The following is a 23,817-nucleotide window of genomic DNA, read 5'->3' as shown; positions in this document are numbered from 1 at the left end:
AATGGTAGTTTGAGTCGTAGCTGTAATGGCAGCCGAAGCCGGCCAGCCGGCCCGCTGCGTTCCGATCAACGCGTCAACTGACGGGAGAAGATCATGCCGCTGAAAAGAGGAACATCCAAAGAAACCGTCTCGCATAACATCAAGACCGAAACGAAACATGGCAAGCCGCGTAAGCAGGCGGTCGCCATTGCGTTGAACCAGGCCCGCAAATCGGGCGCAAAGATTCCGAAGAAGAGCGACAAGTAACGCGCCGAATGGCGCGCGAATGGCGCTCGACACGACGACACCGCAACCTGGGACCGGAGGCAACAGCATGGGCACGCAAGACAGTGAACCCACACAAAGCGGACAAGCTGAACAGACAGGCGGATGCGCATGCGGAGCGGTGCGATTTCGCGTCACCGCTCAACCGCGGCGCGTATCGCTGTGTCACTGCATGACGTGCCGCCGCGTTCACGGCAGCGCATTCGGCGCCTATGCGATGTTCGCCCGCGACGCTGTCGAGTTCACCGGTCCCGTGCAGGCCTGGCAAAGTTCGGCGGAAGGACGCCGATACTTTTGCCCGACGTGCGGGTCGGTGGCCTTCATGGAATATCTGGGAAGCGATGAACTGGACGTGCCGCTCGGCGCGTTCGATAACGTCGGGCTTTACGAACCTACTTACGAACTGTGGTGCCGCCGCAAGGAACCGTGGCTGCCTAAGGGCGTGCGTACCGAGTATGAGGAGGAAAGCCCTGAATAGTCGCGTAAAGCATGCAGTGCAGAACGCCGGTGCCTCCGGCCACTACTTTCGCAAACCAAGGAGCAGAGATGAGCGATCCGAAGCAATCCAATACACAACCTGGTAATCCGAAGAATGCGGGCAAGCAGAGCGGCCAGCAACAGCAGAACCAGCAGAAGACGCCGCAGCATCAGGGCGGACAACGTCAGCCCTGATTCGCTGTAGCAGGCTTGCCGGCGTTCGCTTTTGACACGCCGGCGGCCCGTGTGACGACAGAGCGCGGCGCGCATTGGATGCGCGCCGTGTCCGCGTATGCGCCATCGCCATGTGATTTTTTACAAGGCCCCTAACCAGTCGACGATAGCAATTGCAGGGATTGAGATGGTGAGAAGGAAGCTGCACTTTCGCAATAGCTCGCTGCGGGACTTCGCATCGCCCGACGGTGCGCCCACCACCGCGAGCGATTACAGGATCTACCCGACGTATCGACGCACGGCGACCGGCACGTTCACCGGCGACCTGAAGGTCGTGAGGACGACGGATGACCGCGTGATTTTCCCTTACGACGGCGCGCCGATGATCGGTCCATTCGAGACCGCGCTGGAAGCGCGCGAGGCTGCCGCGCGCAAGGGCGCGGAACTGGTCGCGGCGGATTTGCTGAACCCGGAGCCGTGAATGCGTGAAGCGAAGCGCGGCGCGCCGCGTGCGAGGCCGCGCATAAGATTGCAGGCGTGAGGCGCGGGATCAGGCGCGTTCGCTTTCCTTTACTTCGGTTTTTGCTTCGCTTTTCGCTTCGTTGTTCCCCTCGTTCCGAGCCTTCTCCGCAGTGGTTTTCTCCACGCACGCATCCACATCGACGCTCTCCCTGCCATGCGCGCCGACGCGGCTTGCCAGCCGCAGGTACGCGGCCGCGAGCCGCCGCAGATCGTCTTCTGAAGCGTCTTCGATACCGATCAACTGGTTGTTCGCCGCCCGATGCGACGCGAGCAATTCGTTAAGTTTGAGATGCATTGCGACGCTGTCCTTGTTCTGGCTTTGCTGGATCAGAAAGACCATCAGGAACGTGATGATCGTGGTGCCCGTGTTGATGACCAGTTGCCACGCGTCGGAAAAATGAAAGACCGGTCCCGTGACGGCCCAAACGACTATCGTGATGAGCGCGAGGCCGAATGCGATGGGCGAACCCGCGATCCGCGTGACTGAACTGGCGAACACGTCGAATGCGCGCGTGACCGGATTGCGCGATGCGTACGCGGGGCTCGAGGTCGGCGGAATAGTGTTGATGCTGTCCGAGCTGGAGCGCGCTTCTGCTGGTCTCATGTTATTTCTCCCGTAATGATTCTATCGAACGCGCAGCACAGTTCGTGCCGGGTTCGCGCAAGCGGCTTCCGGTAATACGAAAAAATGCGTCAGCAGCACGAGCATCCGCCGCGATGGCGCATGCCGTAACTGCCCGCGTCGTCGCTCGAAGCGGCTGAGCCGCCGCCGAGCGACGGTGCGCCGATCACCACGCGCGCGGCAGCGTTTCCGCACTGCGGGCAGGGCGCCGGTTCATCGCGCTCGGCAATGCGGCGCGCCGTTTCGAAGTTGCCGCATTCGGCGCACTGGTAGTCGTAAACTGGCATGGGTGTCGATCTGCGAGACGAAAAATTTAAGTGCCGATCGCCGCGCGGGGCAACTGCGTCGTTTAGTCGACGCCGGCTTGCGATTGCTCCAGTTTAGCGCGCACGCGCGCGGCGAGTACTTCGGGAGAGAAGGGCTTTCTGATCACTTCCATATCGGACGGTGTATCGCCCGGCGCATAGCCTGTGACGAGTATCACGGGCATCCGCGAATAGCGCTGCCTCACCGACTCGGCGACCTGGCGGCCGTTCAGCGCGCCGGGCAGGGCGACGTCGCTGATCAGCAGATCGAAACGCGCGCCCGCATGCAGCAGCCGCAGCGCCGCGGCTCCGCTGTCGGCCTCGAGTACGCGATAGCCCTGTTCCCTCAATTGCTCGGCGGTAACTTCGCGGACGATCTCTTCGTCCTCGACGAGCATGATGGTTTTGCCGGGGCCAGTGCTGTGCTCTTCGACATCCTCGCGTTGCACCGAGGCCGGCATGTAGAGGCGCACCGTCGTCCCTTTGCCGACGGCAGTTTGCATCTGCACGATTCCGCCGGACTGTCTGACGAAGCCGTATATCTGGCTCAGGCCGAGACCGACGCCCTGGCCCGAAGGCTTCGTCGTGAAGAACGGCTCGAACGCGTGCTCCATGATCTTTTGCGACATGCCGGTGCCCGTGTCGGATACCGCGATGCAGCAGTAGCGTCCGGGCAGCGCGTCCTCGAAGTCGGCCACCTCGGCTTCGTTCAGGATCACTTCGCTTGTGCTGATGGTGAGCCAGCCGCCGTCCGGCATCGCGTCGCGCGCATTCACGCACAGGTTCACGAGCGCGCTTTCCATCTGGTTCGGGTCGCATTGCACGAGCCACACGCCGTCGCCGAGTTTCAGCTCGACGTTGATGCTCGCGCCGACCACGCGGCGGATCATGTCCTCCATGTCGTGCGCGATCGCGTCGAGGCTGACGAGCCGCGGCTCGAGCGTTTGCTGGCGAGCGAACGCGAGCAGACGGTGCGTGAGAGTCGCGGCGCGCACCGCGCCTTTTTCCGCGCGCTCGACGAGCGTGACGACGTCGCTTGGGCGGCCTTGTTGCATGCGCACGCGAATCAGGCCGAGACAACTCATGATTGCTTGCAGCATGTTGTTGAAGTCGTGCGCGATGCCGCCTGTGAGCTGGCCGATCGCCTTCAGCTTTTCGCTGTGACGCAGACGTTCTTCCGCACGCGAACGTTCGCGCGCTTCCACATGCAGTGTGTCGAGTGCCTGCTGCAATTCGGCCGTGCGCTCGTACACGCGTCTTTCGAGTTCCTCGCCGCTGCGTTCCAGCGCTTCGCGTATGCGAGCCTGGTCCTCGATATCCGTCGATGTGCCGAGCCACGTCACCGTGCGTCCTTCGGGGCGCACCGGCCTCGCGTGCGTCTGAAACCAGCGGTACGCGCCGTCCGCGCGACGGATGCGATGCGCGACCGCATATTCGCCCTGCGCCTCGCTCGAAGTCCAGGCCGCCATGGTCGCGTCGCGGTCCTCGGGATGAATCGCATCGAGCCATCCGAGACCGCGGCTGTTCTTCTCCGGCAGTCCGCTGTATTCGGTCCATTGCGGACTGTCCCAGGTGCGCTCGCCCGTGCTCGTGCAGGTGAAGACCAGTTGCGGAATCTGCGTCGCCAGCATGCGGTAACGCTCTTCGCTTTCGCGCAGAGAGGTCGCGTGCTTGCGCGTTTCCGCGGCGATGCGAAGCCGTTCGACCGCAGCGGCGAGCAGGTTCGCGTAGGAGCGCAGGAACTCGGTGTCCACGTCGCTAAAGTCACGCGGCTTGCGGCTGTCCACCTGCAGCACGCCATACGCGGGCCGGTCTTTTCCGCCAAGAATCACGACATTGATCAGCGCCTTCACGCCCGCATCGACGATGAACTGCGAGTAGCGGAAGCGTTTTTCATTGGCGATGTCGGGCGAGATCGCGGGCTTGCCGGTTTGCAGCGCATAGCCTTCGGACGAACCGCGCTCGGCGCGCGCCCTGGCCTCGCCGACGACGCCCGGCGGCCAGCCGACTCCCGCGCGCACGACGAGCGTGACGCGGTCCTTCTGTAGTTCCATCACCTTCGCCATGTCGGTTTGCAGCGCTTCGGCCACGAGCCGGCACGCCTCGGTGAGGATCTCGTCGAGATCGTCGGAACGCAACGCAAGCTCGCCGAATCGCGCCAGAATCGCTTGCTGGTTGACAAGAATGGCTTCGCGGTCCGCAGTGCTCACGGCAAGATCCTTTGCTTGCTTGCTTGCTTGCTTGCTTGCTTGAGAAGAAGAAACCGGGCCGCCCGTACCGCGGCGGCCCTATAGATGGCTGCAGCCAGATTCATTCCTGACACGGCGAAAGAGTGCGTTTGCATGCGACGCTGCCACGCGACGTGTGAACGCGCGCGAGGAACGCGCGATGCTGCACCGTCTGCCACCCGATGACGAACCTCAAGGAGATGCATATGGCGTCCAATAGCAATTCGACCAGTTCCAACGGCGGTCCGATTCGCAAATTCATCGATGTCCAGAAGGCGCTGAAAGGCGCCTCGTATCCCGCCGACAAGGCGAGTCTGCTGGACACCGCAAAAGGCAACGGCGCCGACGACGAAGTGCTCGACGCGCTCGAACGTTTGCCGGAACAGGAGTACGGCAGTCCGGCGGAAGTCTCGAAGGGCGTGGGCAACGAGTGACCTCGCGCGGCCGCGGCGTGCAAGGCCGCGGCCGCTGTCAAATCTGCAAGCGACGGAACGAACTACAAGCAGCAACGGTTCGCGTTGCGTCATGTTTGCGAAAGCTCCGCAAGCATCACCGACAGCGTGCCCGCCTCGTTCTGCACGCCCGCATCGAGATTGATCGCGCCCGGCGTCTCGGTTTCGATTGCACGCAACAGACGCGGCGTGAACGACGCGCCGAAGCGCGCGATCATTGCATCGCGTGCGCTGTCTTTGGCTTCGATGAGTTCGCGCAATTCGTCGAGCGGCAAGCCGACGAACAGGTTCAGCGGATAAGGCGGCGCGTCGGCATCGCCTGAGTCCTGATTAGCCGCGCGAATGCGCAGGCCCGGCTGCAGATGCGCCGCGAATTCAGCCGTCACTTCGTAGTCAGGCGCGAAGTTGAGCGACGTCTTTGCCTCGCTCTCGAGAAAAGGCGCAACGCCTTCGAGGCGCGCAAGTTCTTCGTCGCTGAGCAGCATGATCGGTTCTCCTTTTAGTGGCATCGCCAGATTTGCGGGCGAGACTAGCTTCCCAGCAAGCCGCTTGCCGCGGTCGCGTACGACCTGTCGCGCATACGTGCGGGCATGAGCGATGCTGCGCGTGGCTGACATCGACTAACCCAAGCCGTGCCTCGCGCGACGGCGAACCGAACGGTGCTACCATGCATTCGAATCTGAAAGGCGCGTTGCTGGCCGTATCGATTGCCGCGTTGGCAATGGGCGCGTCCGGCTGCAAGAAGGTGGACGACGCGAACAAGGACACCACGAGTTCCGCCAGCAGCGGTGTGATAAGCAATTCGGCGGGCGCGAATGGAACGAGCGGTGAGAGCGACGCCGCGAAACGCGCGAGCGATACCGCGGCGGCCGGTGCTTCGGGCCAATCGGGCAGCGCGGCGTCCGCGGCCTCCGGGAGTCAATAACGCGTCGTCGTGTCAGTTAAATTGCAGGAGCGCCGCGCTCGGGCTCCGGTTTGCAAGGGACTTCTCATGAGTGAATCGACGCATCGGCCGTCACTGGGCGCGGCCGTCTATTACCAGGACCCGTTCGCCGCGCTCGAATGGCTCGAGCGGGCTTTCGGCTTCAAGCGGCAAATGGTGATTACCGACGACGCTGGGCAACTCGCTCATTCGGAAATGCGTTTCGGCGATAGCTACGTGATGATTAGCCGCGAATGGTCGGAAGACTCCGTGAGTCCTGTATCGGTCGGCGGGAAGAATACGCAATCGGTGCACGTGCAACTAAGCGAAGGCATCGACGAACATTGCGCCCGCGCGCGGGCCGAGGGCGCTGTCATCACGCGCGAACCGGCGGATCAGTTTTATGGCGACCGTGTTTATGCAGCGCGCGATCCGGAAGGACATATCTGGAGCTTCGGGCAGACCGTGCGCGCCGTTTCGCGCGAAGAAGCGGAGCGCGTGAGCGGCTTGAACATCGAAGGCTGGATATAGCGGGATATGCGTAACGAGCCTGAGATTAACCGCGCCGGTTTTGTTCCGATTCACATGCAACAACCCGCCGGCGTCAGTTTCCGTTTTGCAAAAGCGGACGATGCAGAAACCATTCGCGCGATCGAATTCGAAGCGGGCGCGCGCTTCGCGAGCGTCGGCATGACCGGCATCGCGGATGCGCCGCCGATGAGCCTCTCTGTTGTCGAGCGCAAGATTGCGGCGCAGGAGATTATCGTCGCGGTGGATAGCGAGGGAACGCGCGCCGGATTCCTGATGTTCGAGCCGCAACCGGCGCGCATCTACATTCAGGAACTGGATGTATTGACCTCGCATGCCGGGCGGCGCATCGGCGCGGCGTTGATCGAAGAAATCGTGCAACTGGCGCGTTCGCGCGGGCTCATGCAGCTTGTTTTGTCGACGTATCGCGACGTGCCGTGGAATGCGCCGTATTACCGGCGACTCGGCTTCCGCGATATCGAAGAAGCCGAGCTTGATGACGCGCTGATTGCGCGGCGCGATGCGCATATTGCGCGAGGGCTTGATGAATCGAAGCGCGTTTTCATGCGACGCGATCTTGGTTGATGCGGTTTTTGACGTGCACGCTTTGCGCGACGCAGAGCAAAAAAAGCGGCGGGCCTCGCCGGAGTTTTGCACATGCTCCGATGACACCCGCCGCTTTTCACTACATGTTTGCAGCAGCGAATCTTCTTGCTTTACTGCTTATTCCACCGCTTATTCCACAGTCTCCAGCGCCGGATAATCCACATAACCCGTCTCGCCACGAGCGTAATACGTAGCCGGGTCCGGCTTGTTCAACGGCGCGTTCGTCGCAAAGCGGCGCACGAGGTCGGGATTCGCGATGAACAACTGGCCCCAGGCCACCGCGTCGGCTTCGCCTGCGTCGAGTACTTGCTGCGCGGTTTCCTTCGTGAACTTTTCGTTCGCGATGTACGGGCCGCCGAATTCCTTCTTCAACTGCGGGCCAAGGCGATCTTCGCCCAACGCTTCGCGTGCGGCGATGAACGCGATCTTGCGCTTGCCGAGTTCGCGGGCCACATAGCCGAAGGTTGCCGCGGCATTCGAATCGCCCATGTCGTGCGAGTCGCGGCGCGGCGCGAGATGCACGCCCACGCGCTGTGCGCCCCACACGTCGATGCAGGCGTCGGTGACTTCGAGCAGCAGACGCGCGCGATTTTCGATCGGGCCGCCGTAGGCGTCGGTACGCTGATTGGTGCTGTCCTGCAGGAACTGGTCGAGCAGATAGCCGTTCGCGCCGTGCACTTCAACGCCGTCGAAGCCCGCTGCTTTCGCGTTTTCCGCGCCTTTGCGGAAGGCCCGAACGATGCCCGCGATTTCATCGAGTTCGAGTGCGCGCGGCGTCACATACGGACGCTCGGGGCGCACGAGGCTCACGTGGCCTTTCGCGGCAATCGCGCTCGGCGCGACCGGCAACTCGCCGTTCAGGAACAGCGGATCGGAAATGCGGCCCACGTGCCACAGTTGCAGGAAGATCTTGCCGCCGGCAGCGTGCACGGCCTGCGTGACGAGCTTCCAGCCTTCTACCTGTTCCTGCGACCAGATGCCCGGCGTGTCGGCATAACCCACGCCCTGCGGCGTGACGGAAGTGGCTTCGCTGATGATGAGGCCCGCCGTCGCACGTTCGGCATAGTACTTCGCCATCAGCGCGTTCGGCACGCGGATTTCCTCCGCACGCTGACGTGTGAGCGGCGCCATGATGATGCGGTTCGACAGCGTGAGGTCGCCAATTTGCAGCGGATCGAAAAGAGTCGGCATAAATATTCACCTTTGGCGGAGGCGCGGACGCCTTGCCGAAAAGAGTTGCGTGACAACAAGAAAGTGACGAAAAGCGGCGATGCGGGACGACTCAGAGCTTCGAGTTCATATGCTCGAGAAACGCCTGAATAACGGCCTCGTTGCGTTTGAAGAACACCCATTGCCCCACACGTTTCGACGTGACCAGTCCCGCGCGCTGCAACGCCGCGAGATGGGCCGACACGGTGGACTGCGAGAGCCCGCAGCGCGCGTCGATCTTGCCTGCGCATACGCCGTGATCGAGCGGGAGTTCCTGATCGGCGAAGTGCGCATGCGGCTCGCGCAGCCAGCCAAGAATCTCGCGCCGCACCGGATTGGCGAGCGCCTTGTGTATCGCGTCGATGTCCGGCGCGATGGGGGTTCGTTTCATTCGTCAACTACCGTCATGCGGTTTCAATGAGCAGGCGCGCGGCGCGTTGATGCGTCGCGTTGCCTTACGTCTGCATCGCTACTGGACGAAGTATATATCGGATTTTGACGATATGCGTTGAGGCACTACTGGGGGTGGGGGAATGGATGACGCCCCACATCAGGGCAGATTCTCGCGCAGCACGATGCTGAACTGCACCGGCTTCACGTCGCTCATCGCATCGCGCTTGTCGCGCACGTTGCGGAAAATACGCAAACAGTTTCCTACCATGGCCTGCGGAGTCTGCGTGATCAATGCGTCCATGGTCCCGTCGATTAGCAAGGCTCGCGTGTCCGGCGTCAGCCCATGCCCGACGAAAAGAATCTTCTGTTCCGAGCGCGCTTCGACGATTGCGCGCGCCACGCCATCCGATCCGCCGCCACTGTTGTAAATGCCGGCGAGGTCCGGATGCTGCTCGAGCAGCCTGCGCGTCTGCATATAGTTGCGCTCGCTATCGTCCTGTCCTTCGCGCAGTCCGATGACGCGCACTTGCGGAAAGGTGGATTCGATCAGATGAAGAAAGCCGATCTCGCGTTCTTCATGTCCGCGATAGTTGAGGCTGCCCGCTAGCATTGCGATCTTTCCGCTCGGCCGAGGACCCATGAAACGACCGAGCAACAGTGCCGCGGTGCGTCCCGCCGAACGATTGTCGATGCCCACGTAAGCGAGACGCCGCGCATTCGACAGATCCGAAATGAGCGTGATCGCGGGCACGCCCTGGTCGGCCAGCGCATTGACTGCATCGCGCACCACAGGATGCTCGAGCGCCATGAATACAACGCCATCCGCGCGTTGTCCGTAATGCAGCAGACGGTCGGCCAGTTCTTTAGGGTTGAAACTTTCGACGTAATGCACGCGGCACTTCATGTCGAGCGCATTCCATTGATCGTGCGCGAAGTCGATATAGTCGCCCAGCATATGCAGATAGCGATTCGTGCCGGCGGGCAGCAGAAACGCGATGCGCATGGGTTTGGAAGCGGCCGCAGCAGGCGCTTCCTGTGTGAGCAGATAGCCGAGTTGCGCGGCCGCCTCCAGCACACGCCGTGCGGTGACGGCGCGCACGCCTTCGCGCCGGTTGAGCACACGGTCCACCGTGGCAGTGGAGACGCCCGCAGCGCGCGCGATGTCCGGAATGCGGGCACGTGTGGCGGTGATGAGGTTAACCGGATCGGCCATAACCGTCCTTCGCAGATTGGAAGTCCATCAAAAACCATCAGGTTCGCGGTTTGACAGCGATTGCCGCGCACGCCTAGTCTTGCAGCTATCACACGACAGATCAACGCAGTCGATCGGAAGTCGGAGCGTTGCCAGCAGGTGATGATGTTTTTTGATGGATTCGTCAGTCACATCAATTATAAGCAAGGAGACACTCAAATGACCAACCTCGCGAGACGCGCATTGCTGCGTGCCGCAGCCGCCGCGCCGATGGCCGGCGCGCTCGGCTTTCCGGCGATCGTGCGTGCTGCATCCGGCCCGGAGTTCGTGTTCAAGTACGGCAATAACCTGCCGCTTACGCATCCACTGAACGTTCGGGCGCAGGAGGCGGCCAATCAGATCCGCGAGGCGTCGAAGGGGCGCATGGAGATCCGTATCTTCCCGAACAACCAGCTCGGCGGCGATACGGACATGCTCGCGCAGGTGCGCAGCGGCGGCATTGAAATGTTCACGCCCTCCGCACTCGTCGTATCGACGCTCGCGCCGTCGGTTGCGATCAACGCCGTCGGCTTTGCGTTCAACGACTACAACCAGGTGTGGGCCGCGATGGACGGCAAGCTCGGCGCTTATGTGCGCGCGGCGATGCAGAAGGCCGGACTGGAGTCGTTTGAAAAGATGTGGGACAACGGCTTTCGTCAGACGACCACCAGCAACGGACCGATCACGAGCGCGCAGAACATGCGCGGACTGAAGATTCGTGTGCCGGTGAGCCCGCTCAGCATCGACATGTTCAAGGGGCTCGGCGCCGCACCGACCAGTTTGCAATTCAGCGAAGTGTATTCGTCGCTGCAAACACATATTGTCGATGCGCAGGAAAATCCGCTGCCTATCGTGCAGGTCGCAAAGCTCTACGAAGTGCAGAAGTACTGCTCACTGACGAATCACATGTGGGACGGCTACTGGTTCGTACTGAATCCGCGCGCATGGCAGCGTCTGCCGAAAGACCTTCAAGGCATTGCGAGCGACGCGTTCAATCAGTGCGCGCTGAAGCAGCGCGACGATGTGCGCAAGCTCAACGACGCGGCGGTCGCCGATCTGCAAAGCAAGGGCCTTGCGATCAACCGGCCCGCGCCTGATTCGTTTCGCGCGGCGCTGCGTCAAGCGGGTTTCTACGCGCAATGGAAAGGCAAGTTCGGCAATGAGGCGTGGGACCTGCTCGAGCAATCGGTCGGCAAACTGGCCTGATGCAACACCGCGCGGGCAAGCATCGGACGACGCGCGGCGCACGGCCGCGAGGAGATGGCAGCATGTCGAATCACGTATTGAACGCGGCGCAGGCCGCTGTGCCGTTGCCGACGGTGAGCACGCCGCGCCGCTGGCTGAAGGCGCTCGACCGCGGCCTGATTTCGGTCGTCGAAGTGTGCGCGGCGCTGCTGCTTGCTGTGGAAATCGTGGTGATGCTCGCGGGCGTGGTATCGCGCTACGCGTTGCATCAACCTCTGGTGTGGTCGGATGAACTGGCCGGCATCCTGTTCCTTTGGCTCGCGATGCTAGGCGCTGTTCTCGCATTGCGACGCGGCGAACACATGCGTATGACCGCGCTCGTCAGCCGGTTATCGGCGGAGCGTCGCGCCTTTGTCGACACGCTTGCCGTTGCCGCGTCGGTCGCATTGCTCGCGCTGCTCGTTGCGCCCGCCTATAACTACGCATCCGGCGAAGCGGCCATCGTCACGCCTGCTTTGCAGATCAGCAATGCGTGGCGTGCGTTTGCATTGCCGATTGGCGCCGCGCTGATGCTGGTCGTCGGCGTGATGCGGCTTGCACAGACTTGCCGCATGCGCGACGTCGCTATCGCTCTGGCGATCGCGGCGCTTTTCGGCGCAGCGGCGATGTGGGCAGGACCGTGGTTCCAGACGCTCGGCAAGGCGAATCTGATCATCTTCTTTGTGGGCGTGGTTGCAATCGGCATCTTCTCCGGCGTGCCAATCGGCTTTTCGTTCGCACTCGCCACGTTCGGCTATCTCGGCCTGTCGACCTACACTCCGCTGGAAGTGGTCGTGGGGCGCATGGACGAAGGCATGTCGCATCTCGTGCTGCTGGCGGTGCCGCTGTTCGTCTTTCTCGGCCTGCTGATCGAAATGACAGGCATGGCGCGCGCGATGATCCAGTTCCTCGCGAGCCTTGTCGGTCATGTGCGCGGCGGGCTGTCGTTTGTGCTGATCGGTGCGATGTATCTCGTGTCCGGCATTTCCGGTTCCAAAGTGGCCGATATGGCCGCCATCGCGCCCGTATTGTTTCCCGAGATGAAAAAGCGCGGCGCGTCCGAGGGCGACCTCGTCGCCCTGCTTGCCACCACCGGCGCGCAAAGCGAAACCATTCCGCCGAGCATCGTGCTGATTACGATTGGCTCCGTCACCGGGCTTTCCATTTCCGCGCTCTTTACTGCGGGGATGTTGCCGGGCGCCGTGCTCGCGCTCGTTCTGTGCGTCGTCGTGTGGTGGCGCTATCGGAAGGAAGATCTGAGCGGCACGCAGCGCTTCAGCAAGCGGCAGATAGGCCGGCTCTTTATTGTGTCGCTGCCCGCGCTGGCGTTGCCGTTCGTGATCCGGGCCGCGGTGGTGGAGGGCATCGCGACCGCTACGGAAGTGTCGACCATCGGCATCGCCTACTCGATGCTGATCGGCCTCCTTATCTATCGCCGTTTCGAGTGGCGACGGCTTCCCCGCATGCTTGTCGATGCAGCCACTTTGTCGGGCGCGATTCTGTTCATTATCGGCTGCGCCACTGCAATGGCATGGGCCCTCACGCAATCGGGTTTCTCGCAGGACCTGGCGCAATGGATGGGTGCAATGCCCGGCGGCGCATACGGTTTTCTGGCCGTGTCGATCGTCGTGTTCGTGATGCTCGGCAGCGTGCTCGAAGGCATTCCGGCGATCGTGCTGTTCGGTCCGTTGCTGTTTCCAATCGCGCGGCTTGCGGGCGTGCATGAAGTTCACTACGCGATCGTGGTGATTCTCTCGATGGGTGTGGGCCTCTTTTCGCCGCCGTTCGGTGTCGGCTACTACTCCGCGTGTGCGATCAGCAAGGTCAGTCCCGATGCGGGCATCCGTCCTATCGTCGGCTATATGGGGGCGTTGATCGTGGGGCTGATTGTCGTTGCCGCGATACCCTGGATTTCAACCGGCTTTCTCTAACTGCTGTCTTTCCGTTCGACCTTCGGGCGCTGCATTTTTGCCGCGCCGGGGAGTCGCTCGTCTATCAATATTTGCTGCGTGGGGAGATTTTCATGAGTCGTTTCTTTGGCGAGATTCGTCAAGCGGGGTACGTGGTGCGCGATATCGAAGCCGCGATGGATTACTGGAGCCGCGTGCTCGGTGTGGGACCGTGGTTTTACAACGAACGTGTGCCGATTGAAAACTACACTTATCGCGGGCAATCATACGAAGTCCATAACTCCGTTGCGCTGGCGAACTCGGGACCGCTTCAGGTCGAACTGATTCAGACAAGAAACGACGCGCCCTCCATGTACCGCGATTTTCTCATCGCCGGCAATACAGGGCTTCAGCACAACGCTTACTGGACCACTTCGTTCGACGCCGACCTCGCGCGTTTGCAGCAGCAAGGCTTCAAGGTTGCGATGAGCGGCGAAGTCGGCCGCAATGGCCGCTTTGTTTACTTCGACACGGAGAATCATCCGGGAACGGTGATTGAGCTCTCGGAGATTGCGGGTCCAAAGGGCAAGCTCTTCGACATGATCTACGCAGCCTCACGCGATTGGGACGGCCGCGAGCCGGTGCGCCGCTTTCCTGATCTGAACGCGCTATGACCGACGCACAGCAGCCGCATGGCGGCGATCGCGATTCGCTCGAAGCCGATTATCTGATCGAGACGCCGCTCGATACCGCGCGGGTCGCCGAGATCATGGCGGGCGAGCAGTCGAGTGGCACGTTCGTGCGCGTGGCCAACGAAACCGACGCACTGCGCGCGCGAAGCCGCGCGAGCGTGCTGCGCATCGACGAGCTGGAACCCGCGGCGCAGCCGAGTCTTCATAGCTCATGGCTCGCCCGACTGGGCGCGCGAGGACCCTGGCGGCGCGCGCGCGTCACGCTCTCTTTTCCGCTTGCCAACATCGGCGCCAACTTGCCGACGCTTGCCGCGACCGTCGCGGGCAATTTGTACGACCTCGGCGAAGTCACCGGCATGCGCTTATTGTCGCTGCGTTTGCCGGCGTCTTATCGTGCGCGCTTTGAAACTCCGCGTCATGGCGTGCAGGGTACGCGTGCGCTGACGCAGGTAACCGGCGGGCCGCTGATCGGCACCATCATCAAACCGAACGTGGGCCTGAGCGCTGAAGAAACCGCGGCACTGGTACGCGATCTGTGCGAAGCAGGCGTCGATTTTATCAAGGATGACGAAGTAAGCGCGAACCCCGCGCATGCGCCGCTCGCGGAACGCGTGCGCGCGGTCATGTCCGAAGTGCGTCGCTACCGCGAGCGCAGCGGCCGCACGGTCATGGTCGCCTTCAATATCACCGACGACCTCGACGCGATGCGTCGTCACGCGGAACTGGTGGAGCGCGAGGGCGGCACGTGTGTGATGGCAAGCATCAACTGGTGCGGCTTTTCCGCTATTCAGACGCTGCGTCGCGCCACGCCATTGGTGCTGCACGCGCATCGCAACGGCTACGGCATGATGTCGCGCGATCCGTCGCTCGGCATATCGTTTCAGGCTTATCAGACGCTGTGGCGTCTGGCGGGCGTCGATCATATGCATGTACACGGCCTCGCCGGCAAATTCGCGCAAAGCGACGACGAAGTCATCGAGTCCGCACGCGACTGCGCGACGCCGCTCGCCGCAGGCTGCGACGACACGGTATTGCCGGCGTTTTCTTCGGGACAGTGGGCAGGCACTGCGCAAGCGACGTTCGATGCAGTGCGATCCACCGACCTGTTGTTCATGTCGGGCGGCGGCATTCTCGCGCATCCCGATGGCCCCGCAGCCGGTGTGATGAGTGTGCGGCAGGCATGGGCCGCGGTAGAGGCGGGCACGCCCGTGCCGGTCTACGCGGAGCGCATGCCGGAACTGCGGCGCGCGCTCGAGTTTTTCGGCGGCCGCAAGTGAGTTCACACGACGACCACAGCCGCAGCGGCGCGACCGGCGGCGGCCCGCAATACGCGTTTTACGGCGACGATTTCACCGGCGCGACCGATACGCTCGCGCATCTCGCACGCGCCGGCTTGCGCACGATGCTGCTGTTAGCGCCACCGGACGCAGCGCGTCTGCGAAAGCTCGGCCCGCTCGATGCGATTGGCGTGGCGGGAGCCGCGCGTACGATGTCGCCGGATGAGCAGCGGGTCGAACTCACAAATGTCGGTCAGGCGTTTGCCGAACTCGGCGTGCGCGTGATGCACTACAAGGTCTGCTCGACTTTCGATAGCGCGCCGCAAACGGGCAGCATCGGCGTGGCGATCCGCACGTTGCGCGACTATTGCGCGAATCCGCTTGTTGCAGTGATTGGCGGACAGCCCAATCTGCGGCGCTATTGCGTGTTTGGTGAGTTGTATGCAGCGGCGGGTGCTGATGATGACAAGTCGTCCATCTATCGGATCGATCGTCACCCGACCATGAGCCGGCATCCCGTTACGCCGATGAACGAGGCGGATTTGCGCGTGCATCTGCAGCGGCAGGGCGTGGATAACGTGCAGTACATCGACTGGCGCTGCTACGCGGCAGGCGACGCCGCGCTTCGGAGCGAACTGCAAGGCCGGCTCGCTTTGCGGCCCGATGCCGTGCTGTTCGACGTGCTCGACGATTCGCATCTTCACGCGATTGGGCGCTTGCTGATGCATCAGGCGAGAAGTGCCGCGCCGCTGCTTGCGGTAGGCGCGAGCAGCGTGGCGCAGGCGTATGCGTCGGCGCTCGGCCAATCGGCCGCCAGTGAAGCAGTGCCACAGCGCGAGCGGTTGGCTCGTGCACGCGGTCCGGTATTCGTGCTGGCCGGCAGTCTGTCGCTGTTGACCGAGGTGCAGATCCGCGCCGCGCATTCCTATCGCCACATTGAACTGGACCCGCTGCAAATGACGGGCGAATCGGCACACGGCTATCTAATGACGCAAGTGGCCGCAATCGCCGACGCGTTGCGCAATGGAAGCAATGTGCTGGCCTTCACGGCGCGGCGCCGGTCGAACGCGTACGAAACGCCCGGCGCGCTGCCACAACTCGCGCACGCGTGTGCGTCATTGCTGCGCCAGGTGCTGGGCGCAGTGAAATTGCAGCGTGTCGGCATTGCTGGCGGAGACACCTCGAGCATCGCTGTGCGGACCTTGGGCGCATGGGGCCTGTCGTACCTTGCTCCGCTGCCGGCCGGCGTGACCGTGTGCCGCGTGCATGCCGACAGTGCCGAACTGGACGGCGTCGAGCTGATGCTCAAGGGTGGCCAGATGGGCGACGCAGACGTGTTTCAGCAAATGCTCGAAGGGTATGGCGACGACGAGCACGAGAGCGTCTAACTGCGTTGACCGTTGATCGGCAAGTGTCCGCCGCGTCCCGATCTTCGCGACTACGGATGAATGGTTTCGCCGCGATTCAGCATGCCGATGAATTCCTCGATCTTTCGCATCCGTGTTGCAGGCTTTTTGGCGTTCTGTATCCGAAACAGGATGGCGTAGCGGTTTCGTCCATTCAGCGTCGCAAAGAAGGCGCTGGCTTTGGGATTCGCAGCGAGTGCGGCCTGCAGGTCGTCCGGTACGACTGAGTTGCTGGCCGACGTATACGCAGCTTCCCAGCGGCCATCCTCTTTGGCTTTCTCGACTTCCCGCATGCCCGAAGGAAGCATTCGGCCTGCGGCGATCAGCGCTTCGGCCCGCTCTTTGTTGAGCTTCGACCAGATACTTTTTGCCGATCGTCGCGTGAAGCGTTGCAACCAGTATTCTTCACTTTCAGCCCGTTTTTGGCCGTCGATCCAGCCATGACAAAGAGCGCTCTCCAGCGCCTCTTCGTAAGTCAAGGTTGGCTGCCCGGCTCCCTTTTTGGCAAGGCGCAGCCATATTCCGGTCGACGTGTCGCCGTTTTGCGTCAACCAGTTTTCCCATTCGTTCTGGTCAAGGCATGTCAGACGAAGCTGAGTCATGGTGGGTCCGAATGGTTGCATTCAGGCCGAGGGCGCTTTCGTTCACCGAAGGCTTGCATTACCTGCGTTCAGTATCGTCCCCGGTATCGCGTTGTGACCGGCTCTCGCTTTTACGCCCGTCTGGCCCGACATCATTACGCGACGGATGAACATCGCCATCGCCTCGCTCGCCATTGTCGGGCGAGCCGCCGGTCACCGGCGCGCCGCGCTGATTGCCGAATGAGCCGCCGCCGGAAGCCCCGGTAGATTTCGAAGGGTTGCCCCGATCATCGTCGTCGTTCGATGGTGTGTTCGTCATCGTGTGCTCCTATGGGTTGCATTAGTGCGTTCATCGCGAGCAAGCCATGCGCCAGCACTACCAATACGCTCAACCCAGCGCGCCCGTTTCCCACGCTAGCTATTGCGCTGCCCACCCGCAATCACCCGCTCCAACGACAGCTTCAAATGCCGCAACATCGCCGCTTGCGCCTGGATCGCATCGCGCGCTTCGAGCGCTTCGAGAATCGCGCGATGCTCGTCGGGCACCGCGCGCCACGTCGTTTCGTTTTCGAAGTGGCCGCGCAGCTTTTCCGACAGCGGACTATGCCGCGCGTCGAATAGCGAACTGACGGTGCGCACGAGCACTTCGTTGCCGGACATCTGCGCGATGGCGAGATGGAAGGCGCGGTCGGCCGTCACGGGGATTCTGCCGGCCTCCACTTCATGTTCCATCTCCTTGTAGATCGCCCGCAGCGCCTTGAGGTCCTTCGGCTTGCACAGCGGCGCGACGCTCGCGACGATCGCGCCTTCGATCACGCAGCGCGCCCCCATGATGTCGAGCAGGCTGTCGCCGAGTTCGGCCTGCGAAAGCGCCGCGCCTTTTTTCGCGGGCGGCGCAGCGCACAGATAGACGCCGGAGCCCATGCGGATTTCGACGAGCCCTTCGAGTTCCAGCGCGACGAGCGCTTCGCGCACCGACGGCCGCGACACGCCGAGCGTCTCGGCGAGCGCGCGTTCGGGCGGCAAGCGGCCGTTCGGCGCGAAGTCCGGCTGGGCGATCAGGTCGCGCAGCTTTTCCGCGATCTGGAGATAGAGACGGCGAGTGTCGGCAGCTCTGGTGGTCACAAAACGTTTCCTGGCGGTGGAGCTTCATCAAGCCCGGTAAGGCGAACGCCGATTGTAGAGCGAAGCGCCAGCGGCGCAAATCGCGGCTCGGGACGAAGCTCGGGGTTTTCCCAGGGAGCCGGCAAATTGGCTTGACCAGTGAGCCAGTTTACCGTTATTTTTCGCAAAGTGGTAAGGCCGGAAGCGATGCAACCTGCGGGCGTCGCTGCGCCGCGCTCTTTGCCGAAGAATTTCCACACTCACTAAAAACTCAAACCGGACGCGCGCGTCATTAACGTGCTGCTCGCGTGCCGAGCCTGGAGTAACCAACAATGGCCAACCCGATTCTTCAATTCGGCACAAGCCGATTTTTGCAGGCGCATGCGGATCTGTTCGTGTCCGAAGCGCTCGACGCAGGGCGCGCGCTCGGCCATGTGACCGTCGTGCAGACCACGGCGAATCCGGAAAGCCTCGCGCGTATCGACGCATTGCGCGCGCAGGGCGAGTACGACGTGCGTATCCGCGGCGTGCGCCGCGAAGCAGTGATCGATACGACGACGCGTTGCCGTGCGATCAGCGAAGCATTGAACGCCAACACGGATTGGCCGACGGTGGTGGAGCGCTTCGCGCGCGATGCGCGCGTCGTGATCTCGAACACCGGCGACCGCGGCTACGAGTGTTTCGCCGACGATACCGCCGAGCTGCTGCGCAGCGACGCCAGCGTGCCGCGCGGCTTCGCGGCGAAGCTCGTGGTGCTGCTGCACGCGCGCTTCAACGCAGGCGCCGCGCCGCTCACGCTGCTGCCTTGCGAACTCGTATCGCGCAACGGCGAGACGCTGCGTGCGCTCGTCGCCGACATCGCGCGTAGCTGGAATGCCGAGCCCGAATTCATCCGCTATATCGAAGAGACCTGCGTGTGGGTGAACTCGCTGGTGGACCGCATCGTGTCGGAGCCGATCCGGCCGGTCGGCGCCTATGCCGAGCCGTACGCACTGTGGGCGATCGAGCGCCAGGACGGCATGGTGCTGCCGTGCGAGCACGAAGCGATGATCATCACCGACGATCTGCCGCACTACGAGCGTCTGAAGCTGTTGCTGCTCAATCTCGGCCACACATGGCTCGCGGAACGCTGGAAGGTCGACGCGCGCGATCCGCAGGAAAACACATTGCACGCGATGCGCGATCCGGCGCTGCGTGCGGACCTCGAATCGCTGTGGCGCGACGAGGTGCTGCCCGTTTTCGACGCGCTCGGCCAGGGCGACGACGCACGCGCGTATCTCGACGACGTGCGCGAGCGCTTCGAAAATCCGTTCCTCGATCATCGTCTCGCGGACATCGCCCGCAATCACGAGCAGAAGAAGCAACGCCGCTTTCAACCGGTGATCGATCTGGCGCATGAACTGCGCTTGGACCTCGAACAGCCGCGTCTGCGCGCGGCGCTCGCAACGTCGCCCGATCATCTGAACACCTGACTATCAGCCCAGGAGGAGACAGTTTCATGAAAAAAATGCGTTGGGTTGTGATCTTTCTATGCTTTCTCGCGATCGCGGTTAACTATATCGACCGTGCGAATCTCGCGGTCGCCGCGCCGCAAATCGAAAAGGCGCTGGGCATCGGCCCCGCCGAAATGGGCTTCATTCTGAGCGGCTTTTTCTGGACCTACGCGTTGATGCAGATGCCGTTCGGCTGGTTCGTCGATCGCGTCGGCGCGCGCATTGCGTTGCCGCTCGCAGTCGGCTGGTGGTCGTTGTTTACCGCCGCGACCGCGGTGACCACCAGCGTCGCGGGCATGTTCGGCTGCCGGCTGCTGCTCGGCGTGGGCGAGGCAGGTGCGTATCCGTCGTGCGCGAAGCTCGTCAGCCAATGGTTTCATCCGCGTGAGCGCGCGATCGCGACGAGCATCTTCGACAGCGGTTCGCGCGTCGGCTCGGCGCTGTCGATTCCGGTCGTCGCGCTCATCATCAGCGCGCTCGGCTGGAAAGCGGCCTTCGTGCTAACCGGCCTGCTCGGCGCGGTGTGGATCGCCGGCTGGTTCGTGATTTATCGCAATCCGTCGCAAGAAGATCTGGACGGCGCGCACGACGCCACGCGCGCAGCGCAAACGAGCGGCCAGCAAAAGGTCACGTGGGCGTCGCTGTTTCGCCACCGCACGCTGTGGGGCATGATGCTCGGCTTCTTCTGCCTGAACTTCGTGATCTATTTCTTCATCACGTGGTTTCCGAGCTATCTCGTGCAGACGCGCGGCTTTTCGCTGAAATCGCTCGGCACGCTCGGCATGATTCCGGCGTTGATCGCGATTCCCGGCGGCTGGCTCGGCGGCTATGTGTCCGACGCGCTGTTCCGGCGCGGCTGGAGCCTGACCGCGGCGCGCAAGACGTGCATGGTCGGCGGCATGCTGTTGTCGTCGGTGATCACGCTGTCGGCGTTCACGGAGAACGTGTATCTGATGCTCGCGTTCTTCGGCATCGCGTACGGCAGCCTCGCGTTCGCCGCGGCGAGCATCTGGTCGCTGCCAGGCGACGTTGCGCCGACGCCGGGCCATGTCGCGTCGATCGGCGGCATTCAGAACTTCGCGTCGAACCTGGCGGGCATCGTCATCACCACGTTCACCGGCGCGATGGTCGCGCTCACCAAGGGCTCGTTCACGATTCCGCTCGTGGTGGCAGGCGGTTTCTGTTTTCTCGGTGCGTTCAGCTATCTCGTCATCGTGGGGCGCATCGAGCCGTTGTCGATCGAGCCGGCTCGCGACGACGAGCGCGAGCGCGTGAGCTCCACTGTCTGACCCATCCGATTCATTCTGCTTTCGAGGCTTCTCATGTCGACTCAAGCCAGCGTTGCGTCCGCGATCATCCGTCTGCATCCGGGCGACGACGTCATCATCGCGACTCGCCAGCTACTGCCGGGCACGCGCATCGACGCGGAGCAACTGGTGGTCACCGGTTTGATCCCGCCCGGCCACAAGATCGCGACGCGCGACATCGCGAAAGGCGAGCCGGTCAAGCGCTATAACCAGATCATCGGCGTCGCGCGCGAAGCCATTGCACGCGGCCAGCACGTTCATGTGCAGAACCTCGGCATGTCCGAGTTCGCGCGCGAGCATGTGTTCGGCGTCGATGCACAACCGACCGCTTATGTGAAGGAACCCGCGCACTTCATGGGCATCCGTCGCGGCGACGGGCGCATTGCGACGCGCAATTACATCGGCATCCTGACGAGTGTGAATTGCTCGGCGACGGTGGCGCGCGCAATCGCCGATCATTTCCGCCGCGACGTGCATCCCGATGCACTCGCCGATTATCCGAACGTCGATGGCGTGATCGCGCTGACGCACGGCCTCGGCTGCGGCATCGACACGCAGGGCGAAGGCATCCGCATTCTGCGCCGCACGCTCGCGGGCTATGCGGTGCATCCGAACTTCGCGTCGGTGCTGTTCGTCGGGCTCGGCTGCGAAACGAACCAGATCGACGGCGTGCTCGAGGCCGGCGGTCTCGGCAGCAGCGACCTCAAGCTGCGCAGCTTTACGATCCAGGACAGCGGCGGCACGCGCAAGACGATCGAGCGCGGCATCGCGATGGTGACCGAGATGCTCGCCGACGCGAACCGCATCCAGCGTGTGCCCGTGCCGGCTTCGCATCTCAGCATCGGCTTGCAGTGCGGCGGCTCGGACGGTTACTCGGGCATCTCCGCGAATCCCGCGCTTGGCGCCGCGGTCGATCGCGTCGTGCGGCATGGCGGCACCGCGATCCTCTCGGAGACGCCGGAGATCTATGGCGCCGAGCATCTGCTCACGCGCCGCGCGGTGAGCCCCGCTGTGGGCGAGAAACTGCTTGCGCGAATCGCATGGTGGCAGGACTACTGCGCGCGCAACGGCGGCGCGCTCGACAACAATCCGTCGGCCGGCAACAAGGCGGGCGGCCTCACGACGATCCTCGAAAAATCGCTCGGCGCGGTCGCGAAGGGCGGCACGACGAATCTCGTCGACGTCTACGAATACGCGCAGCCGGTCGCCGCAAAAGGTCTCGTGTTCATGGATTCGCCGGGCTACGATCCGGTGTCCGCGACGGGCCAGGTTGCGTCCGGTGCGAACGTGATCTGCTTCACGACGGGGCGCGGCTCCGCGTATGGCTGCGCGCCGTCGCCGTCGCTGAAGTTCGCGACGAATAACACGCTGTGGGAGCGTCAGGCGGACGACATCGACCTCAACTGCGGCGGCGTGATCGACGGCAGCGCGAGCATCGACGAACTGGGTGAAGCGATCTTCCAGATGATGCTCGATTGCGCGTCCGGCACGCGCACGAAAAGCGAATTGCATGGCTACGGGCAAAGCGAATTCGTGCCGTGGCAAGTCGGCGTGGTGACGTGACGCGAACCCGCACGTTACGCAAACTCAAACCCGATTGAAGCCCGATAGCCGCATGAATCGCTGATAGGAGAGACTGAATTGGAACGCCGCCTTTATGCAGGCCGCGACGTGAAGCGTGCGCATGGCATCGACGATCTGCGCGCGATGGCGCGCCGGCGCTTGCCGAATTTCTGTTTCGAGTATGTGGAGGGCGGTTCCGAAGACGAGGCGACGCTGCGCCGCAATCGCGATGTGTTCCGCGAACTCGCTTTTCTGCCGCGTACGCTCGTGAACGTCGAGAAGCGCAATCAGAGCGTGACGCTGTTCGGCGAGCGCAGCGCCGCGCCGTTCATGATCGGCCCGACCGGCTATAGCGGACTGATGTTCCGCGAAGGCGACGTCAAGATGGCGAGCGCCGCGGCGGCGGCCGGCATTCCGTTCGTGCTGAGCAACGTGTCGACCGTCGCGCTTGAAGACGTCGTGCGGCGTGCGGGCGGCCGCATATGGATGCAGGTCTACATGTACCGCACGCGCGAATCGCTTGCGAAGCTCGCGCAGCGTTCAGAGGCCGCGGGCATCGAAGCGCTCGTCGTGACGACCGACAGCGCGGTGTTCGGCAAACGCGAATGGGACCTGCGCAATTACGTCGAGCCGCTCAAGCTCGACTGGCGCAACAAGTTCGATGTGCTGCGGCATCCGCGCTGGATGGCGAACGTATTGTGGCCGAGCGGCATGCCGCGCTTCGCGAATCTCGGCGACTTGTTGCCGCCTGGGCAAAACAGCGTGAAGGGCGCGACGATCACGCTCGGTCAGCAACTGGACCCGTCGCTGTCGTGGGACGACATCCGCTGGTTGCGGGATTTGTGGCCGCATCGGCTGATCGTGAAGGGCGTGCTCGGCGCGGCCGATGCACTCGAAGCGGTGAAGGCGGGTGTCGACGGCATCGTGCTGTCGAATCACGGCGGCCGGCAACTCGACGGCGCGGTCTCGGCGATGGATGTATTGCCCGAGGTCGTCGAGCAGGCAGGCGGCAGGCTGTGCGTGATGCTCGACGGCGGATTCCGCCGCGGCACCGACATTCTGAAAGCGGTCGCGTTGGGTGCCGATGCGGTGCTGCTCGGACGCGCGACGACTTATGGCTTGAGCGCGGGCGGTCAGCCGGGCGTCGAACGTGCCATCGACATTCTCAAAACGGAGATCGACCGTGCGCTCGGACTACTCGGTTGCCGCGATATCGCGGAACTCGACCGAAGCTATCTGCGCCGGATTGGGCACGACGGGGCGCTATCGCGGCCGCTGCAGGAACGACGCGTTCCCCTTATCGACCATGACGCTGCGGTAACTGGCGAGCCTTACCTGCAAGCGTGAG

At 62.9% G+C, this 23,817-nt stretch carries 27 protein-coding genes; 17 read left to right on the top strand and 10 right to left on the bottom strand.

Annotated elements, in window-relative coordinates:
• The first annotated feature begins 93 nt into the window (after nt 1–93).
• The 4 genes from C8K18_RS33335 (at nt 94) to C8K18_RS19005 (ending at nt 1,396) form a co-directional block, all read left to right on the top strand.
• Nucleotides 94–246: a DUF6496 domain-containing protein gene (locus tag C8K18_RS33335; RefSeq protein ID WP_006049378.1), complete on the top strand. Its 153-nt coding sequence runs from the start codon at nt 94–96 to the stop codon at nt 244–246.
• Between the two features lie 67 nt (nt 247–313).
• Nucleotides 314–742 (top strand): GFA family protein, encoded by a 429-nt coding sequence (locus C8K18_RS19010; protein WP_006049379.1) that lies wholly within the window; start codon nt 314–316, stop codon nt 740–742.
• A gap of 68 nt (nt 743–810) precedes the next feature.
• Entirely contained in the window at nt 811–936 is a 126-nt protein-coding gene (locus C8K18_RS33740) for a hypothetical protein (RefSeq protein ID WP_006049380.1), read from the top strand.
• 166 nt (nt 937–1,102) lie between these two features.
• Nucleotides 1,103–1,396, top strand: a complete 294-nt coding sequence (locus C8K18_RS19005; RefSeq protein WP_029966222.1) for a DUF6723 family protein — start codon at nt 1,103–1,105, stop codon at nt 1,394–1,396.
• A gap of 69 nt (nt 1,397–1,465) precedes the next feature.
• Here C8K18_RS19005 and C8K18_RS19000 read toward each other — a convergent pair whose 3' ends face one another.
• The 3 genes from C8K18_RS19000 to C8K18_RS18990 all read right to left on the bottom strand — a co-directional run bounded on the left by C8K18_RS19000 (nt 1,466) and on the right by C8K18_RS18990 (nt 4,574).
• Nucleotides 1,466–2,041, bottom strand: coding sequence for a low affinity iron permease family protein (locus C8K18_RS19000; RefSeq protein ID WP_107708829.1), 576 nt, complete (start codon nt 2,039–2,041; stop codon nt 1,466–1,468).
• A gap of 89 nt (nt 2,042–2,130) precedes the next feature.
• Nucleotides 2,131–2,346, bottom strand: a complete 216-nt coding sequence (locus C8K18_RS18995; RefSeq protein ID WP_029966220.1) for a zinc ribbon domain-containing protein — start codon at nt 2,344–2,346, stop codon at nt 2,131–2,133.
• Nucleotides 2,347–2,408: 62 nt separating this feature from the next.
• Nucleotides 2,409–4,574 carry a response regulator gene (locus tag C8K18_RS18990; RefSeq protein ID WP_029966218.1) on the bottom strand — a complete coding sequence of 722 codons (2,166 nt, stop codon included), beginning with the start codon at nt 4,572–4,574 and terminating at the stop codon, nt 2,409–2,411.
• Between the two features lie 224 nt (nt 4,575–4,798).
• On the opposite strand from C8K18_RS18990, the gene C8K18_RS18985 reads away from it, so the two are divergent.
• Nucleotides 4,799–5,026 (top strand): DUF2795 domain-containing protein, encoded by a 228-nt coding sequence (locus tag C8K18_RS18985; RefSeq protein WP_006049385.1) that lies wholly within the window; start codon nt 4,799–4,801, stop codon nt 5,024–5,026.
• 89 nt (nt 5,027–5,115) lie between these two features.
• Here C8K18_RS18985 and C8K18_RS18980 read toward each other — a convergent pair whose 3' ends face one another.
• Nucleotides 5,116–5,529 carry a hypothetical protein gene (locus C8K18_RS18980; protein ID WP_006049386.1) on the bottom strand — a complete coding sequence of 138 codons (414 nt, stop codon included), beginning with the start codon at nt 5,527–5,529 and terminating at the stop codon, nt 5,116–5,118.
• A 182-nt stretch (nt 5,530–5,711) separates the two neighbouring features.
• Between C8K18_RS18980 and C8K18_RS18975 the strand changes: the two genes are divergently transcribed.
• From C8K18_RS18975 to C8K18_RS18965, 3 genes are all read left to right on the top strand, one after another.
• Nucleotides 5,712–5,969, top strand: a complete 258-nt coding sequence (locus C8K18_RS18975) for a hypothetical protein (RefSeq protein ID WP_107708826.1) — start codon at nt 5,712–5,714, stop codon at nt 5,967–5,969.
• 66 nt (nt 5,970–6,035) lie between these two features.
• A complete protein-coding gene (locus C8K18_RS18970) occupies nt 6,036–6,497 on the top strand; it encodes a VOC family protein (protein ID WP_029966211.1) in 462 nt (153 codons plus the stop codon).
• A 54-nt stretch (nt 6,498–6,551) separates the two neighbouring features.
• A complete protein-coding gene (locus C8K18_RS18965) occupies nt 6,552–7,079 on the top strand; it encodes a GNAT family N-acetyltransferase (RefSeq protein ID WP_107709071.1) in 528 nt (175 codons plus the stop codon).
• A 150-nt stretch (nt 7,080–7,229) separates the two neighbouring features.
• Here the strand turns inward: C8K18_RS18965 and C8K18_RS18960 are convergent, their stop codons facing one another.
• The 3 genes from C8K18_RS18960 to C8K18_RS18950 form a co-directional block, all read right to left on the bottom strand.
• Complete coding sequence (locus tag C8K18_RS18960; protein ID WP_107708824.1) at nt 7,230–8,291, bottom strand: alkene reductase; 1,062 nt, start codon at nt 8,289–8,291, stop codon at nt 7,230–7,232.
• A gap of 91 nt (nt 8,292–8,382) precedes the next feature.
• Entirely contained in the window at nt 8,383–8,700 is a 318-nt protein-coding gene (locus C8K18_RS18955) for a helix-turn-helix transcriptional regulator (RefSeq protein ID WP_006049391.1), read from the bottom strand.
• 159 nt (nt 8,701–8,859) lie between these two features.
• The gene (locus tag C8K18_RS18950; protein WP_107708822.1) at nt 8,860–9,915 is read right to left on the bottom strand and encodes a LacI family DNA-binding transcriptional regulator; all 1,056 of its coding nucleotides are present in this window, start codon (nt 9,913–9,915) and stop codon (nt 8,860–8,862) included.
• Between the two features lie 198 nt (nt 9,916–10,113).
• On the opposite strand from C8K18_RS18950, the gene C8K18_RS18945 reads away from it, so the two are divergent.
• The 5 genes from C8K18_RS18945 to C8K18_RS18925 all read left to right on the top strand — a co-directional run bounded on the left by C8K18_RS18945 (nt 10,114) and on the right by C8K18_RS18925 (nt 16,403).
• On the top strand, nt 10,114–11,139 hold the full coding sequence (locus C8K18_RS18945; protein WP_029966207.1) for a TRAP transporter substrate-binding protein: 1,026 nt from the start codon (nt 10,114–10,116) through the stop codon (nt 11,137–11,139).
• A 62-nt stretch (nt 11,140–11,201) separates the two neighbouring features.
• Complete coding sequence (locus C8K18_RS18940; protein WP_107709069.1) at nt 11,202–13,088, top strand: TRAP transporter large permease subunit; 1,887 nt, start codon at nt 11,202–11,204, stop codon at nt 13,086–13,088.
• Between the two features lie 92 nt (nt 13,089–13,180).
• Nucleotides 13,181–13,720 (top strand): VOC family protein, encoded by a 540-nt coding sequence (locus C8K18_RS18935; protein ID WP_029966205.1) that lies wholly within the window; start codon nt 13,181–13,183, stop codon nt 13,718–13,720.
• A complete protein-coding gene (locus C8K18_RS18930) occupies nt 13,717–15,015 on the top strand; it encodes a ribulose-bisphosphate carboxylase large subunit family protein (RefSeq protein WP_107708820.1) in 1,299 nt (432 codons plus the stop codon). Before C8K18_RS18935 ends, C8K18_RS18930 begins: the two co-directional genes overlap by 4 nt.
• On the top strand, nt 15,012–16,403 hold the full coding sequence (locus tag C8K18_RS18925; protein ID WP_107708818.1) for a four-carbon acid sugar kinase family protein: 1,392 nt from the start codon (nt 15,012–15,014) through the stop codon (nt 16,401–16,403). The genes C8K18_RS18930 and C8K18_RS18925 overlap by 4 nt, the downstream gene beginning before the upstream one ends.
• Before the next feature lie 50 nt (nt 16,404–16,453).
• On the opposite strand, the gene C8K18_RS18920 is transcribed toward C8K18_RS18925, so the two are convergent.
• From C8K18_RS18920 to C8K18_RS18910, 3 genes are all read right to left on the bottom strand, one after another.
• Nucleotides 16,454–17,023, bottom strand: coding sequence for a YdeI family protein (locus C8K18_RS18920; protein ID WP_107708816.1), 570 nt, complete (start codon nt 17,021–17,023; stop codon nt 16,454–16,456).
• Nucleotides 17,024–17,081: 58 nt separating this feature from the next.
• The gene (locus C8K18_RS18915; RefSeq protein WP_107708814.1) at nt 17,082–17,321 is read right to left on the bottom strand and encodes a hypothetical protein; all 240 of its coding nucleotides are present in this window, start codon (nt 17,319–17,321) and stop codon (nt 17,082–17,084) included.
• A gap of 95 nt (nt 17,322–17,416) precedes the next feature.
• A complete protein-coding gene (locus C8K18_RS18910; protein WP_006049401.1) occupies nt 17,417–18,127 on the bottom strand; it encodes a FadR/GntR family transcriptional regulator in 711 nt (236 codons plus the stop codon).
• A gap of 311 nt (nt 18,128–18,438) precedes the next feature.
• On the opposite strand from C8K18_RS18910, the gene C8K18_RS18905 reads away from it, so the two are divergent.
• The 4 genes from C8K18_RS18905 (at nt 18,439) to C8K18_RS18890 (ending at nt 23,816) form a co-directional block, all read left to right on the top strand.
• Entirely contained in the window at nt 18,439–19,578 is a 1,140-nt protein-coding gene (locus C8K18_RS18905) for a D-mannonate oxidoreductase (protein WP_107708812.1), read from the top strand.
• 26 nt (nt 19,579–19,604) lie between these two features.
• Entirely contained in the window at nt 19,605–20,888 is a 1,284-nt protein-coding gene (locus C8K18_RS18900; protein ID WP_107708810.1) for an MFS transporter, read from the top strand.
• A 33-nt stretch (nt 20,889–20,921) separates the two neighbouring features.
• Nucleotides 20,922–22,469 carry a UxaA family hydrolase gene (locus C8K18_RS18895; RefSeq protein WP_107708808.1) on the top strand — a complete coding sequence of 516 codons (1,548 nt, stop codon included), beginning with the start codon at nt 20,922–20,924 and terminating at the stop codon, nt 22,467–22,469.
• A 78-nt stretch (nt 22,470–22,547) separates the two neighbouring features.
• Nucleotides 22,548–23,816 (top strand): alpha-hydroxy acid oxidase, encoded by a 1,269-nt coding sequence (locus C8K18_RS18890; RefSeq protein WP_258196148.1) that lies wholly within the window; start codon nt 22,548–22,550, stop codon nt 23,814–23,816.
• Nucleotide 23,817: the final 1 nt, after the last annotated feature.

The organism is Paraburkholderia sp. GV068, assembly GCF_003058125.1.
GTDB classification, from domain to species: Bacteria; Pseudomonadota; Gammaproteobacteria; order Burkholderiales; family Burkholderiaceae; genus Paraburkholderia; species Paraburkholderia graminis.
Note: the sequence above shows the minus strand (reverse complement) of the source record. Positions and strands in the feature narration are given on the sequence as shown.

Bases quoted from the DNA above. Each gene is read 5' to 3' on its own strand.
- C8K18_RS18930 (WP_107708820.1), top strand. From the start codon at position 13,717: ATGACCGACGCACAGCAGCCGCATGGCGGCGATCGCGATTCGCTCGAA.
- C8K18_RS18980 (WP_006049386.1), bottom strand. From the start codon at position 5,529: ATGCTGCTCAGCGACGAAGAACTTGCGCGCCTCGAAGGCGTTGCGCCT.
- C8K18_RS19005 (WP_029966222.1), top strand. From the start codon at position 1,103: ATGGTGAGAAGGAAGCTGCACTTTCGCAATAGCTCGCTGCGGGACTTC.
- C8K18_RS18895 (WP_107708808.1), top strand. From the start codon at position 20,922: ATGTCGACTCAAGCCAGCGTTGCGTCCGCGATCATCCGTCTGCATCCG.
- C8K18_RS18920 (WP_107708816.1), bottom strand. From the start codon at position 17,023: ATGACTCAGCTTCGTCTGACATGCCTTGACCAGAACGAATGGGAAAAC.
- C8K18_RS33335 (WP_006049378.1), top strand. From the start codon at position 94: ATGCCGCTGAAAAGAGGAACATCCAAAGAAACCGTCTCGCATAACATC.
- C8K18_RS19010 (WP_006049379.1), top strand. From the start codon at position 314: ATGGGCACGCAAGACAGTGAACCCACACAAAGCGGACAAGCTGAACAG.
- C8K18_RS18935 (WP_029966205.1), top strand. From the start codon at position 13,181: ATGAGTCGTTTCTTTGGCGAGATTCGTCAAGCGGGGTACGTGGTGCGC.
- C8K18_RS18950 (WP_107708822.1), bottom strand. From the start codon at position 9,915: ATGGCCGATCCGGTTAACCTCATCACCGCCACACGTGCCCGCATTCCG.
- C8K18_RS19000 (WP_107708829.1), bottom strand. From the start codon at position 2,041: ATGAGACCAGCAGAAGCGCGCTCCAGCTCGGACAGCATCAACACTATT.
- C8K18_RS18985 (WP_006049385.1), top strand. From the start codon at position 4,799: ATGGCGTCCAATAGCAATTCGACCAGTTCCAACGGCGGTCCGATTCGC.
- C8K18_RS18965 (WP_107709071.1), top strand. From the start codon at position 6,552: ATGCAACAACCCGCCGGCGTCAGTTTCCGTTTTGCAAAAGCGGACGAT.
- C8K18_RS18905 (WP_107708812.1), top strand. From the start codon at position 18,439: ATGGCCAACCCGATTCTTCAATTCGGCACAAGCCGATTTTTGCAGGCG.
- C8K18_RS33740 (WP_006049380.1), top strand. From the start codon at position 811: ATGAGCGATCCGAAGCAATCCAATACACAACCTGGTAATCCGAAGAAT.
- C8K18_RS18940 (WP_107709069.1), top strand. From the start codon at position 11,202: ATGTCGAATCACGTATTGAACGCGGCGCAGGCCGCTGTGCCGTTGCCG.
- C8K18_RS18970 (WP_029966211.1), top strand. From the start codon at position 6,036: ATGAGTGAATCGACGCATCGGCCGTCACTGGGCGCGGCCGTCTATTAC.
- C8K18_RS18975 (WP_107708826.1), top strand. From the start codon at position 5,712: ATGCATTCGAATCTGAAAGGCGCGTTGCTGGCCGTATCGATTGCCGCG.
- C8K18_RS18995 (WP_029966220.1), bottom strand. From the start codon at position 2,346: ATGCCAGTTTACGACTACCAGTGCGCCGAATGCGGCAACTTCGAAACG.
- C8K18_RS18915 (WP_107708814.1), bottom strand. From the start codon at position 17,321: ATGACGAACACACCATCGAACGACGACGATGATCGGGGCAACCCTTCG.
- C8K18_RS18960 (WP_107708824.1), bottom strand. From the start codon at position 8,291: ATGCCGACTCTTTTCGATCCGCTGCAAATTGGCGACCTCACGCTGTCG.
- C8K18_RS18900 (WP_107708810.1), top strand. From the start codon at position 19,605: ATGAAAAAAATGCGTTGGGTTGTGATCTTTCTATGCTTTCTCGCGATC.
- C8K18_RS18945 (WP_029966207.1), top strand. From the start codon at position 10,114: ATGACCAACCTCGCGAGACGCGCATTGCTGCGTGCCGCAGCCGCCGCG.
- C8K18_RS18955 (WP_006049391.1), bottom strand. From the start codon at position 8,700: ATGAAACGAACCCCCATCGCGCCGGACATCGACGCGATACACAAGGCG.